The sequence below is a fragment of the Stenotrophomonas sp. Ps181 genome (assembly GCF_025697425.1).
Taxonomy (GTDB): Bacteria; Pseudomonadota; Gammaproteobacteria; order Xanthomonadales; family Xanthomonadaceae; genus Stenotrophomonas; species Stenotrophomonas sepilia.
In genome coordinates this window covers 1-13237 of sequence record NZ_JAHWBI010000013.1, presented here as the reverse complement: position 1 = coordinate 13237, position 13237 = coordinate 1, and the positions used below count along the sequence as shown (strand labels likewise).

Genomic DNA, 13237 nt, shown 5'->3' with positions numbered 1-13237 from the left:
ACCCACGCCGGCGCCAAACCTGCAAACAGGGCCTGGGGGGAGGTCACGGCAATCCCGGCTGGGCCGGCCGGGAGTCGTCAAGGAATGATGGCCGCAGTGTTGGTTCGATCCATGACCCAGAAGAGGAATTCGACGTGATCAAGAAGCAGAACCTTCGCATCAATGTGCTTGCCGCCGCCGTGCTGTCGATGACCGCGGTGGGTGCCGTCCACGCCGCTGGACTGCCGACCCGCGAACCGGTGCGCCAGGCCAGTGCTGCCCAGCCGGGCACCGACCGCATCATCGTCAAGTATCGTGCCGGTAGCGCTGCAGCCGGTGACCGTTCGGCCAAGCTGTCCACCGTGCAGTCGGCGCTGACCCGCGCCAGCCTGGCCGGCGGTACCGCGCGCGCCAGTACGCTGGGCCCGCAGGTGGTACGCCGGCTGGGCGTGGGCGCGGATGTGATCCGCCTGCAGGGCCGCCTGGCACCGGCCGAACTGCAGCGCGTGCTGAAGGAACTGAAGGCCGACCCTGCGGTGCAGTACGCCGAGGCCGACGTGAAGCTGCGCCGCAGCGAACTGCGCGCCGGTGACGTGCAGCCTGCGCTGGCGCCGAATGATCCGTACTACCAGCAGTACCAGTGGCACCTGCACAACGCCACCGGCGGCATCAATGCACCGTCGGCGTGGGACGTGTCGCAGGGTGAAGGCGTGGTGGTGGCGGTACTCGATACCGGCATCCTGCCGCAGCACCCGGACCTGGTCGGCAACCTGCTGGAAGGCTACGACTTCATCAGTGATGCCGAGACGTCGCGCCGTGCCACCAACGATCGCGTGCCAGGCGCGCAGGACTATGGTGACTGGGTCGAGAACGACAACGAGTGCTACACCGGCTCCGTCGCGGAGGACAGCTCCTGGCACGGTACCCACGTGGCCGGCACCGTGGCCGAGCAGACCAACAACGGCGTCGGCATGGCCGGTGTCGCGCACAAGGCCAAGGTGCTGCCGGTGCGCGTGCTCGGCAAGTGCGGTGGCTACCTTTCCGATATCGCCGACGCCATCACCTGGGCCTCCGGCGGCACGGTGGCGGGCGTGCCCGCCAATGCCAACCCGGCCGAGGTCATCAACATGAGCCTCGGCGGCAGCGGCAGCTGCGACGGGACTTACCAGGATGCGATCAACGGCGCAATCTCGCGGGGCACCACCGTGGTCGTGGCCGCAGGCAACGAGACCGACAACGCCTCCAAGTACCGTCCGGCCAGTTGCGACGGCGTGGTGACCGTCGGTGCTACCCGCATCACCGGCGGCATCACCTATTACTCCAACTACGGCACCCGCGTGGACCTGTCCGGTCCGGGGGGTGGCGGCAGCGTCGATGGCAATCCCGGCGGCTACGTCTGGCAGTCCGGTTCCGATGCGGCCACCACGCCGGAGTCGGGCAGCTACAGCTACATGGGCATGGGTGGCACGTCGATGGCCTCGCCGCACGTGGCTGCCGTCGCGGCACTGGTGCAGAGCGCGCTGATCGCCAAGGGCAAGGATCCGCTGGGCCCCGCGGCGATGCGCACGCTGCTGAAGGAAACCGCGCGTCCGTTCCCGGTCAGCATCCCGACCGCCACTCCGATCGGCACCGGCATCGTCGATGCCAAGGCGGCGCTGGCCAAGGCACTGGAAGAGCCGTGCACCGAGAACTGCGGGCCGGTGGCGACGCCGCTGACCAACAAGATCGCCGTGGGGGGGCTGAACGGTACGGCCGGCAGCAGCCGCCTGTACAGCTTCGAGGCAGCCGCCGGAAAGCAGCTCAGCGTGATCACCTACGGTGGCACCGGCAACGTGTCGGTCTACATCGCCCAGGGACGTGAGCCGAGCGCCAGCGACAACGATGGCAAGTCGACCCGTCCCGGCACGTCCGAAACGGTACGGGTGAACAAGCCGGTGGCAGGCACCTACTACATCAAGGTAGTGGGCGAAGCGGCCTACAACGGCGTGAGCATCCTCGCCACGCAGTAAGCCTGACGTGTCGTAGTTGAACGGCCGAGGCCCGTCATCCTGTGTGACGGGCTTCGTCTTTTTATGAAAGCTGGCCGCAGGGCGGCGGAAATCATGGCTTAACTGCTAAAGTCGGTCCGATTGACAGGAGAGTCACGTGAACGCGCTCGCTGCAACCGTTACCGACGATGCCGAAGGCCGCATCCTGGATGCGCTGCTGGCACGCGGCCGGCTCAAGGAAGGAGACCTGGCGCGCGCGCGGCCGCTGCACGCCGAGGCCGGCGGCAGCCTGCTGGGCCTGCTGGTGCGCCTGGGCCTGGTGTCTGAACGCGACCAGGCACAGGCCAGCGCCGAGGTGCTGGGCCTGCCGCTGCTGGAGGGCAAGCAGGTGCCGGAGGCCCCGCCGCAGGCGCTGGCCGAGGGACTACCGCTGTCGCTGCGTTTCCTGAAGCAGTTCCATGTGTGCCCGCTGGAGTTGGATGAACACGGGGTGCGTCTGTGGCTGGCCGATGCCCACGATGCCTATCCGCAGCAGGCCGTGCAGTTGGCGCTGGGGGTTCCGGTGACACCGGTGCTGGGCATGCGCGCGGAGATCGATGACCTGGTCGAGCGCTGGTTCGGCCAGGGCCGCAGCGCGATGGGCGCGATCGTGGAAACCGCCGATGGCGAGGGCGGCGCGGTCGACGATATCGAGCACCTGCGCGACCTCGCTTCGGAAGCGCCGGTGATCCGTCTGGTCAACCTGGTGATCCAGCGTGCGGTGGAACTGCGCGCTTCGGATATCCATGTCGAACCGTTCGAGAGCCGGTTGAAAGTCCGCTACCGGGTCGATGGCGTGCTGGTGGAGGGCGAAAGCCCGCCGGCCAACCTCACCGCAGCGGTGATCAGCCGCATCAAGATCATGGCCCGGCTCAACATCGCCGAGCGCCGCCTGCCGCAGGACGGCCGCATCATGCTGCGCGTGCAGGGCAAGGAGCTGGACCTGCGCGTGAGTACCGTGCCCACCGCGCACGGCGAGAGCGTGGTGATGCGCCTGCTGGACCGTGAAACGGTGGTCTTCGATTTCCACCGGCTCGGCTTCACCGATGCCTTCCTGCCGCAGTTCCGCAAGGTACTGGAACAGCCGCACGGCATCCTGCTGGTGACCGGCCCGACCGGCTCGGGCAAGACCACCACGCTGTACACCGCGCTGAGCCAGCTCAACACCGCCGACGTCAAGATCATCACGGTGGAAGATCCGGTCGAATACCAGATCGAGGGCATCAACCAGATCCAGGCCAAGCCGCAGATCGGCCTGGATTTCGCCAACGCGCTGCGCAGCATCGTCCGCCAGGATCCGGACATCATCATGATCGGTGAAATGCGCGACCTGGAAACCGCGCGCATCGCCATCCAGTCGGCGCTGACCGGCCACCTGGTGCTGTCCACCCTGCACACCAACAATGCGGCCGGTGGCATCACCCGCCTGCTCGACATGGGCGTGGAGGATTACCTGCTCACCTCGACCATCAACGGCATCCTGGCCCAGCGCCTGGTGCGCCGGCTGGAGCCGACCCATGCCGAACGCTACGAAGCGTCGCCAGAGGAGATCGAACGCTTCGAGCTGCGCCGCCTGCAGCCGGAGGGACCGATCCACCTTTACCGCCCGAAGCCCTCGGCGCTGGCGCCGACCGGCTACCTGGGGCGTACCACCATCATGGAGTTCCTGGTAATGAACGATGCGCTGCGGCGTGCGGTGATGCGTCGCGATGGCATGGGCGAGATCGAGCGCATCGCCCGCGAAGCCGGCATGCGTACCATGTACGAGGATGGCCTGTCCAAGGCGTTGAGCGGACAGACCACCATCGAGGAAGTGCTGCGCGTGACCGAGGAAAGCTGATGCGCGCAGGACGCCGGGGCTGACATGCCGAACTACCGCTACAAGGCGCTCAATCCGCACGGTGAGGTCTTCGACGGGCAGATGGAAGCGGCCAGCGAGGCCGAGCTGATCGCGCGCCTGCAGGACCAGGGCCACCTGCCGATGGAGACGCAGCTGGCCGACGCCGGCGCGATCGGCGGCAGCAGCTGGCGCAACCTGCTGCAGCAGCGGCCGTTGCAGGGCGCTGCATTGCTGCAGTTCACCCAGCAGCTGGCGACCCTGCTCGGTGCCGGCCAGCCGCTGGACCGCGCGCTGTCGATCCTGCTGGGGTTGCCCGAGGACGAACGATCACGCCGCGCAATCACCGACATCCGCGACGTGGTGCGTGGTGGTGCACCGCTGTCCACCGCGCTGGAACGCCAGCATGGGCTGTTCTCGCGCCTTTACGTGAACATGGTGCGCGCCGGCGAAGCCGATGGCAGCCTGCATGAAACCCTGCAACGCCTGGCCGACTACCTCGAGCGCAGCCGCGCGCTGCAGGGCAAGGTCATCAACGCGCTGGTCTACCCGGCGATCCTGCTGGTGGTGGTGGGCGGTGCGCTGCTGTTCCTGCTTGGCTACGTGGTGCCGCAGTTCGCGCAGATGTACGAGAGCCTGGACGTGGCGCTGCCGTGGTTCACCAATGCAGTGCTGCAGCTGGGCCTGTTCGTGCGCGACTGGTGGGTGCTGCTGCTGGTGGTGCCGGCGCTGCTGGCGCTGTTCTTCGAGCGCAAGGCGCGGCAACCCGCGTTCCGGCTGGCGCTGGATGGCTGGCTGCTGCAGCGCCGCGGCATCGGTCGTCTCGTCGGTGAACTGGAAACCGCGCGCCTGGCGCGCACGCTGGGCACCCTGCTGCGCAACGGCGTGCCCCTGCTGGGTGCACTGGGCATCGCCCGCAACGTACTGGGCAACCGCGCGCTGGCCGCCGACGTGGAAACGGCCGCCGATGAGGTGAAGAACGGCGCCGGCCTGTCGCTGGCACTGTCGCGCGGCAAGCGCTTCCCGCGCCTGGCCCTGCAGATGATCCAGGTCGGCGAGGAATCCGGCGCCCTCGATACCATGCTGCTGAAGGCCGCCGACACCTTCGAACAGGATAGTGCCCGGCGCATCGACCGCATGCTGGCGGCGATGGTGCCGGCAATCACCCTGGTGCTGGCCTCGGTGGTGGGCGCGGTGATCGTCGCCGTGCTGGTGCCGCTGTACGACCTGACCAATGCCATCGGTTGACGATGGCACTCCCTGCAACCCCGACACTCCGCAACTGAAAGGACCGTCCATGATTGCCCGTCGCCGACCGATCCGCCTTTCCTTCACTGCCGCGCGCAACCAGTCGGGCATGAGCCTGCTGGAAATCATCATCGTCATCGTGCTGATCGGCGCGGTGCTGACCCTGGTCGCCAGCCGCGTACTGGGCGGTGCCGACCGTGGCAAGGCCAACATCGCCAAGGCGCAGGTGCAGACCGTGGCGTCCAAGATCGACAACTACCAGATCGACACCGGCAAGCTGCCCGGCTCGCTCAATGACCTGGTGACCGCACCGGCCGGTGTTGGCGGCTGGCTCGGCCCGTACGCCAAGCCGGCCGACCTGAACGATCCGTGGGGTCACGCCCTGGAATACCGCGCACCGGGCGAAGGCCAGCCCTATGAGCTGGTCAGCCTGGGCAAGGATGGCAAGGCCGGCGGCAGCAGCGTCGACGCTGACATCCGCTACCAGCCGTAACCGCGCATGACGTATTTCCTGCCGCGCCGGTTGCCCCACCCGCGCCTGCATGGCAGGCGCGCGGCGGGCTTGTCGCTGCTGGAAATGCTGCTGGTGATCGCACTGATCGCGGCGATCGGCCTGATCACCGCCGCCGGCCTGTCGCGCGGCTTCGCCGGCATGCAGTTGCGCAGCGCAGGCAAGGACATCGCCAGCCAGCTGCGCATGGTGCGCGCGCAGGCGATCGCCCGCGGCGAGCCGCAGCGTTTTGTCATCGAGCCGGCAAAGCGGCGCTGGGAAGGCGCCAACCAGCGCCACGGTGACGTGCCGGCACAGCTGCAGGTGCAGTTCGAAGGCGCCGCGCAGCTGGCCACCGCGCCGGGGCAGGGCGTGATCGAGTTTCACCCCGATGGCGGCTCCAGCGGTGGCCGCATCCGGTTGCAGCGCGACGGCGCCGAATGGCGCGTCGACGTCGGCTGGCTCACCGGCGAGGTCCGCTCCGGCCCCTGGCGGGCGCAATGAAGCGGCGCGCGCGTGGCTTCACCCTGCTCGAAGTGATCATCGCCTTCGCCCTGCTGGGCCTGGCGTTGACCCTGCTGCTGGGCAGCCTGTCCGGCGGCGCAAAACAGGTGCGCGATGCCGAGCTGCGCACGCGCGCGGTGCTGCACGCCCAGTCGTTGCTGGCCGAAGCCGGCGTCGACACACCGCTGCAGGTGGGCAGCCAACAGGGTGACTGGGAACAGGGGCGCTATCACTGGGAACTGCAGGTTCAGCCGTGGGTGGAGCCACGCGCCGGCAACGTCGTGCAGGCCACGTCAGCGGGCACCCCATGGCTGGCCGAGCTGCAGCTGCGGGTGCGCTGGGGCGACAGCGAACGCGAACAACTGCGCTGGCGCAGCCTGCGCCTGTTGCCGCCCGACCTGGAGAATGCCCGGTGAGGGGCCGCGCCGCAGGGTTCACCCTGGTCGAAGTGATGCTGGCCACCGTGCTGCTGGCCGGCGGCCTGGCGCTGGCCTTTGCCAGCGTGCGCTCGGCGATGGCGGTCAGCCAGCGCGGCGAGCAGATCGCCGCCGAAAGCGAACGCATGCGCGCGGTGGAATCGTTGCTGCGCAGGCAGCTGGCGGGGGCGCTGCGCACTCCACTGGAAGTTCCGGATCCCACCCGCGAGCCGGTCTTCTTCCAGGGCGAAGAGCAGCGCATGCTGTTCGCCGCCGATCTGCCCGGCTACCTCGGCCGTGGCGGACCCTACCTGCACGCGCTGCAGGTCGACGGACGCGATGGCCGACAGCGCCTGCTGCTGGAGCTGGTGCTGTTGCAGGAAGGCGAGCGCATCGCCGAGAACCCGCCGCGCCCGCCCGAGGTGCTGGTGGAAAACCTGAAGTCGGTGCAGCTGCGCTATCGGGGTATCGATGCCAGCACCGGGCAGGTGACCGACTGGATGCCGCGCTGGGACGACACCCGCCGCCTGCCGATGCTGGTGGAGATCCAGTTCGTGCCGGCCCGGGGCGCGCCGTGGCCACCGCTGGTGGTGGCGCTGCGCGCCGGTGGCAGCGGAGGCGCGCGATGAGTCGTCAGGGTGGGGCGGCATTGGTGCTGGTGCTGTGGCTGATCGCGTTGATGACCGCGCTGGTCGGCGCATTCGCGCTGAGCGCACGGGTCGAACACCTGCAGCAGCGCGTGCTGGATGACGATGCACGCGGGCAGGAACGTGCGCGTGCCGGCCTCGAATATGCACTGCTGCGCCTGTCGCCCGATCCGCAGCGCGCGCCGTGGCGTGCCGACGGTCGGACCTATCGCTGGCAGTTCGACGACGCCAGCATCGAGATCAAGGTGCTGGACGAGAACGGCAAGATCAACCTGAACCTGGCCGATGCCGCGCTGCTGGCCGCTTTCCTCAAGGCACTGGGTGAAGACGATGCACAGGCCCGGCAGCTGGCCGGGGCCATCATCGACTGGCGTGACGAGGACAGCCTGCTGCAGCCGGGCGGTGGTGCCGAAGCGCAGGACTACGCCGCAGCCGGGTTGCCCTATGGCCCACGCAACAAGCGGTTCGAGACCCTGGGCGAGCTGCAGCGCGTGCTGGGCATGCGCGGCACGCTGTACCGGGCGATGTTGCCGCACCTGACCCTGTACAGCCGCCAGGCGCGCCCGGATCCCCAGTTCGCCAGCGCACCGGTACTGACCGCACTGGGCCTGGATGCGGATACTGTGCTGGCGCAGCGCGCCCAGCAGGAGCGTGATGCAGATTCCGCTGGTGGTACGACAACGCTTGCCAGCAGCAGCGGCACCTATAGTATCGAGTCCGCTGCCATCGACAGCAGTGGACGCAGGTCGGTGTTGCAGGCAGTGGTACGCAGTGGCTCGGGCGGGGTTCCCGGGCGGACCTACACAGTGCTTCGCTGGGAGCAGGGAATGACAGCAAGATGACGGCGTGGCAGGACAGTCTGCGGCAGGTGCAGGGCCGGATCGGCCCGGGCGCTGGCCGTTTCCTGCGCTGGTGGCGGCAGTCGCTGCTGGCCTGGGTACCGGTGCGCTGGCAATGGGCGTTGGGCTGGGGCCAGGCCCGCCTGTTGCTGCAGCCTGAGAGCGACCAGCTGCAGGTCTGGCGTGAGGCCGGTGAACGCCGTGAAGTGGTGGCGCGCCTGCCGTGGCCGCTGTCGCCGGTGGAACTGGACCGGGTACTCGAGCCGCGCCTGCGCAGCCTGCCCCGGGTGTGGGTTCTGCCCGCGGCGGATGTGCTGCGGCGCACGCTGCGCCTGCCCGCCGCGGCGGCCGACCGCCTGCGTGCCGTGGTCGGTTTCGAAATCGACCGGCAGACCCCGTTCGAAGCGTCCCAGGTCAGCTATGACGTGCGTGAACTCGGCGCGGGCGGCGAAGGGCAGTTGCAGGTCGAACTGGTGGCGTGGCCACTGCGGCAGCTGGAGGCATGGCGCACGCGGGTGGGCCAATGGGCCGATGCGCTGGCCGGCGTCGATGCCATCGATGCGCAGGGTAACGTGTTGCAGGTGAACCTGCTGCCGCCCGCGCAGCGCCAATTGCGGCCAGACCCGATGCGGCGCTGGAACCTGCTGCTGGCAGTGGCATCCGTCGTGATGCTGGTACTGGCCGCGGTGCAGCTGCTGGACAACCGCCAGGCCGCCGCCGACGAACTGCGTGCGCAGGTCGAGCGCAGCGCGCGCAGCGCGCGTGGCGTGGCCAGCGAACGCGCGCAGCTGCAGGCGCTGATCGATGGCGCTGCATTCCTGGAGAAGCAGCGCAGCCAGCGCGCCGGTACGGTGGAGATCTGGAACGAACTGACCCGGCGCCTGCCGGAAGGCACCTACCTGGAAAAGCTGGCGATCGAGAACAACAACCTGCAGCTGATCGGCCTGAGCCGCGAGGCATCGCAGCTGGTGCAGCTGCTGCAGGACGCACCGCAGTGGCGCAAGGTCAACCTGACCGGGGTGCTGCAGGCCGATGGCGCGGCCAGTGGCCGCGACCGCTTCACCATGACCGCCGAACTGCAGCCGTTGCCGGCCGCAGCACCGACCCCGGAGGCGGCCGATGCCGATGCCAAGCGCACGCCGTGATCGCTGGTTGGCGCTGGCACTGCTGCTGGCAGTGCTGGGCCTGGCCTATCTGCTGCTGGTGCACCCCTGGTTCACCCAGCCGCTGCGTGCGATCGATGCCGATGTCGCCGCCCTGCGCGAACGCGAGTCGCGCGTGCAGGCGCAGCTGCAGCAGCAGCCGCAGATCGAACAGCGCCTTCGCGCTACCCGCGAGGCACTGCAGCAGCGGCCAGGCTTCCTGCGCGAAGCCACTGCCGAAGCTGCCGCCGCTGCATTGGGCGCCCGACTGCAGGATGCGGTGGCGATGGCCAGCCCGGGCAACCGCAGCTGCACCATCAGCAACCGCACGCCACTGGCCGACAACCGGCGCGATGCCGAGTTCGTGCGCGTGGCCATGCAGGTGCGCCTGCGCTGCGGCGTGGCCGAACTGGCCACCGTGCTGCACAGCCTCGAAACCGGCAGCCCCCGCCTGTTCGTCGACAACCTCAACCTGATCGCGCAGCGCTTCCAGCAATCGCCGAACGAATCGGGGCTGGGCCTGGATGTGTCCTTCGAGCTGGCCGGCTATCTGCTGCCAGGCGCCGCCGCCGATGGCACGGTACCGGCACCCGCTGCGGCACCGGCATCGTCCACGTCGCCGGCCGAGGCCACGCCTGCGCCCCAGCCGGCGCCCCCGTCCGAAGGGCAGGAGGTGGCCGATGAAGCGTGAGCAGATCAGCCTGCGTACCGGTTTCCTGCTGGCACTGGCCGGCTGGGCGGCGGCGGTCTGGCTGGCAACCGTCTTCGGGCTGGGCAGCCAGCTGCCGGGCGCCGACGGTGATGCCGACGCCGCGCCATCGCTGCCATCGCTGCCGCCGCTGGCTGCCGAGCGCATGGCCAGCGCCGACAGCTACAGCGCGATCGGAGAGCGCCCGCTGTTTGCCGAAGACCGCAGGCCGAGGCCCTATCTGCTGGGTGGCAGCGAACCGGCGGCCAGTGCCGCGTTGCGCCTGACCGGCGTGCTGCTGACCGGCGATTTCGGCATGGCCACCTTCACCACCGAACAGAACCGCTCGCTGCGCCTGCGTCTCAATGGCGAAGCCGTGGATGGCTGGCAGCTGGTGGCGCTGCAGCCGCGCCAGGCGACGGTGATCGGCCCCGGTGGCAACCAGGTCCTGGAACTGGCGGTGTTCAACGGCCAGGGCGGTGAGCCGCCGACGGTGCTGCGCGGTGCCAACGGTGTACCGCCTGCAGGTGCGATCGTTGTGCCGCCTTCGGCGGGTGCTCCGCCGGCGCCGCCCCCGGTCGCGGCAAACCCACCGACGCCGCCCGCCGGCAATGCCCCCACACCTGCGGCGTCAGCTGCAAAAACACCACCGGCCAACAACAACGGTCCCAGCGAGGCGCAGATGCAGGCCATCCGCGAACGCATCCAGGCCCGCCGCCGCCAGCTGCAGCAACAGCAGCAACAACCGTCGCCGCCCCCGGGCGATGGCACCAACCGATAGAGTGAATGCATGAACCTGCGTTTTCTTCCCTGGTCCTTTGCCCTCGCGCTGCTGGTCGGCTGCAGTACGGTGTCCGCGCCGCACGTGCAGCGCAACGGCAACCTGTCGCCCAGTGCCGCTGCCGGCCAAGCGGCCGACGTCGCCGCTGATGCCGCCCGCGAGAGCCAGGGCGCACCGCAGGCGGTGATCCGTCGCGGCACCGGCACCATGATCAACCGTGAGGCCGCGCGCGCACCGGCACCTGCGCTGCATGGCGCCAGCACCGGCGAGGCCACCTTCAACTTCGAAGGCGAATCACTGCATGCGGTGGTCAAGGCCATCCTTGGCGACATGCTTGGCCAGAACTACGTGATCGCACCGGGCGTGCAGGGTACGGTCACCCTGGCCACGCCCAAGCCGGTCTCGCCGGCGCAGGCGCTGAACCTGCTGGAGATGGTGCTGGGCTGGAACAACGCGCGCATGGTCTACAGCGGCGGCCGCTACAACATTGTCGCCGCCGACCAGGCGCTGGCCGGCACGGTCGCGCCGAGCACCGCGCCGGCGGCCAGCGCACGCGGCTTCGAGGTCCGCGTGGTCCCGCTGCAGTTCATCTCCGCCACCGAGATGAAGAAGGTGCTGGAGCCGTATGCGCGTCCCAACGCCATCGTCAATGTGGACAGCGGCCGCAACGTGATCACCCTCGGTGGTACACGCGCAGAACTGGAAAACTACCTGCGTACCGTCGAGATCTTCGACGTCGACTGGTTGTCGGGCATGTCGGTGGGCGTGTTCCCGATCCAGTCGGGCAAGGCTGAGCAGGTCGCGGCCGACCTGGAAAAGGTGTTCGGCGAAGAGAGCAAGACGCCCAGCGCTGGCATGTTCCGTTTCCTGCCGCTGGAGAACGCCAACGCCGTGCTGGTGATCACGCCACAGGTACGCTACCTGGACCAGATCCAGCAGTGGCTGGATCGCATCGACACCGCAGGTGGCAGCGCCCGCCTGTTCTCCTACGAGCTGCGCTACATCAAGGCGCGCGATCTGGCCGAGCGCCTCAGCGAGGCCTTCGCCAGCAGTGGCAACCGCGGCGGCTCCAGCCCGGCCTCGCTGGCGCCGGGCGCCATCCCGTCGCAGCTGGGCAGTGACGGCGATCGTGGCATGGACAACAACAGCAGCACCCTTGGCTCGACGCTGGGCGGGAGCAGTGGCAGTGGCAGCAGCAACGGCAGCCTGAACCTGCCGCAGCGCCAGCCCGGCAACGTCAGTGTCAGCCTGGAAGTGGAGGGCGACCGCGTCGGCGTGTCGGCGGTGGAGGAGACCAACACCCTGCTGGTGCGCTCGACCCCGCAGGCCTGGCGCTCGATCCGCGAGGTGATCGAGAAGCTGGACGTGATGCCGCTGCAGGTGCACATCGAGGCACAGGTGGCCGAAGTCGCGCTGACCGGTGACCTGAAGTACGGCGTGAACTGGTTCTTCGACAACGCCGTGGCCGGTCGCGCGCTGACCGGCGCACTGGCGGGCCTGACCCTGCCGCCGGCAGCGGGCGGTTCGTGGAATACCTTTGCCGGCGGTGTCACCGGCAACGATGGCGTGGGCTGGGCGTTCACCGGCCACAACGCGGCCGCCGTGGTCAGCGCGCTGGACAAGGTCACCGACCTGCGCCTGCTGCAGACACCGTCGGTGTTCGTGCGCAACAACGCCGAGGCCACGCTCAACGTTGGCGACAAGGTGCCGATCAACACCACCACGGTGAATACCGGCGTGGGCACCAGCACCTACAGCTCGGTGCAGTACATCGACACGGGCGTGATCCTCAAGGTACGCCCGCGCGTGACCCGCGATGGCACGGTGTTCCTGGATATCGTGCAGGAGGTCAGCAGCGCCTCCGACGTGCCGGACGCCTGCAACCCGAACGAGCGCAACTGCAACCCGCGCATTTCCACAAAGAAGCTATCGACCGAAGCGGCGGTGCAGAGCGGCGACACCATCATGCTGGCCGGCCTGATCACCGATTCGGGCACCGATGGCAGCAGCGGCATTCCCGGCCTGAGCCGGATTCCGGTGGTTGGCGCGCTGTTCGGGCAGAAGACCCGCACCAGCCGTCGTTCGGAAGTGATCGTGCTGCTGACCCCGACCATCGTCCGCAACAGCCAGGAATCGCGCAACCTGACCGATGAGTACAGCAAGCGCTTCCGCGCGATGGAGCCGCTGAACCAGCCGCGCGCGAAGAAGTAAGGGGTTTGCGGCCGGGCTGCGCCCGGCACCCGCGGTAGTGCCGGCCGCTGGCCGGCAACAGCAACGGCAACAGCCAAAGTCAAAGCAACAGCGGGTTTACTGAGGGATGGCGGGGCACTGTGGGTTTGCGGGGACGCCGTAAACCCATCCATGGGGGCTTGGTCGCCGCATCCATGCGGCTCACTGATCTGGCCCCCTGAAAACGGACGCCATGAAGCCGTTTCAGGCGGCAGCCCGGAGCTGCCGGGCATAGTTGTTAGGCGAGTGGTAGCCCAGCGCCGAGTGTAGCCGGGCTGGATTATAGAAGCCGTGGATGTAAGCAGCGATGGACTGGCTGGCTTGTTCCCTACTGGCGTAAGGCTCGGCAGCCTCTTCTGTCTTGAACGTCGCAAAGAAGCTCTCGGCCACCGCGTTGTCCCAGCAATTGC

General features: G+C 68.6%; 13 protein-coding genes. 12 read left to right on the top strand and 1 reads right to left on the bottom strand.

Going from position 1 to position 13237, the window contains the following annotated elements; translation table 11 throughout:
- Positions 1 to 134: 134 nt before the first annotated feature.
- The 12 genes from KXV01_RS19585 (at position 135) to gspD (ending at position 12809) form a co-directional block, all read left to right on the top strand.
- The gene (locus KXV01_RS19585; protein WP_263468015.1) at positions 135 to 1988 is read left to right on the top strand and encodes a S8 family peptidase; all 1854 of its coding nucleotides are present in this window, start codon (positions 135 to 137) and stop codon (positions 1986 to 1988) included.
- Positions 1989 to 2124: 136 nt separating this feature from the next.
- A complete protein-coding gene (gspE, locus tag KXV01_RS19580; RefSeq protein ID WP_014035931.1) occupies positions 2125 to 3846 on the top strand; it encodes a type II secretion system ATPase GspE in 1722 nt (573 codons plus the stop codon).
- A 24-nt stretch (positions 3847 to 3870) separates the two neighbouring features.
- Positions 3871 to 5091, top strand: a complete 1221-nt coding sequence (locus KXV01_RS19575; RefSeq protein ID WP_263468014.1) for a type II secretion system F family protein — start codon at positions 3871 to 3873, stop codon at positions 5089 to 5091.
- Positions 5092 to 5140: 49 nt separating this feature from the next.
- Positions 5141 to 5584 (top strand): type II secretion system major pseudopilin GspG, encoded by a 444-nt coding sequence (gene gspG / locus KXV01_RS19570; RefSeq protein ID WP_005415225.1) that lies wholly within the window; start codon positions 5141 to 5143, stop codon positions 5582 to 5584.
- A gap of 6 nt (positions 5585 to 5590) precedes the next feature.
- Positions 5591 to 6085 (top strand): GspH/FimT family pseudopilin, encoded by a 495-nt coding sequence (locus KXV01_RS19565; RefSeq protein WP_099496134.1) that lies wholly within the window; start codon positions 5591 to 5593, stop codon positions 6083 to 6085.
- A complete protein-coding gene (locus KXV01_RS19560; RefSeq protein WP_049417200.1) occupies positions 6082 to 6501 on the top strand; it encodes a prepilin-type N-terminal cleavage/methylation domain-containing protein in 420 nt (139 codons plus the stop codon). Before KXV01_RS19565 ends, KXV01_RS19560 begins: the two co-directional genes overlap by 4 nt.
- Complete coding sequence (locus KXV01_RS19555) at positions 6498 to 7130, top strand: type II secretion system protein J (protein WP_099496133.1); 633 nt, start codon at positions 6498 to 6500, stop codon at positions 7128 to 7130. Before KXV01_RS19560 ends, KXV01_RS19555 begins: the two co-directional genes overlap by 4 nt.
- Entirely contained in the window at positions 7127 to 7990 is an 864-nt protein-coding gene (locus KXV01_RS19550) for a type II secretion system protein GspK (RefSeq protein WP_099496132.1), read from the top strand. The genes KXV01_RS19555 and KXV01_RS19550 overlap by 4 nt, the downstream gene beginning before the upstream one ends.
- Positions 7987 to 9132, top strand: coding sequence for a PilN domain-containing protein (locus KXV01_RS19545; RefSeq protein WP_099496131.1), 1146 nt, complete (start codon positions 7987 to 7989; stop codon positions 9130 to 9132). Before KXV01_RS19550 ends, KXV01_RS19545 begins: the two co-directional genes overlap by 4 nt.
- Positions 9113 to 9820 (top strand): type II secretion system protein GspM, encoded by a 708-nt coding sequence (gene gspM, locus KXV01_RS19540; protein WP_239668821.1) that lies wholly within the window; start codon positions 9113 to 9115, stop codon positions 9818 to 9820. Before KXV01_RS19545 ends, gspM begins: the two co-directional genes overlap by 20 nt.
- On the top strand, positions 9810 to 10598 hold the full coding sequence (locus tag KXV01_RS19535) for a general secretion pathway protein GspN (protein WP_099496130.1): 789 nt from the start codon (positions 9810 to 9812) through the stop codon (positions 10596 to 10598). The genes gspM and KXV01_RS19535 overlap by 11 nt, the downstream gene beginning before the upstream one ends.
- A gap of 9 nt (positions 10599 to 10607) precedes the next feature.
- Entirely contained in the window at positions 10608 to 12809 is a 2202-nt protein-coding gene (gene gspD, locus KXV01_RS19530) for a type II secretion system secretin GspD (protein ID WP_099486224.1), read from the top strand.
- Positions 12810 to 13031: 222 nt separating this feature from the next.
- On the opposite strand, the gene KXV01_RS19525 is transcribed toward gspD, so the two are convergent.
- The coding region (locus KXV01_RS19525; RefSeq protein WP_263467825.1) for an integrase core domain-containing protein at positions 13032 to 13237 on the bottom strand (206 nt) is incomplete at its 5' end.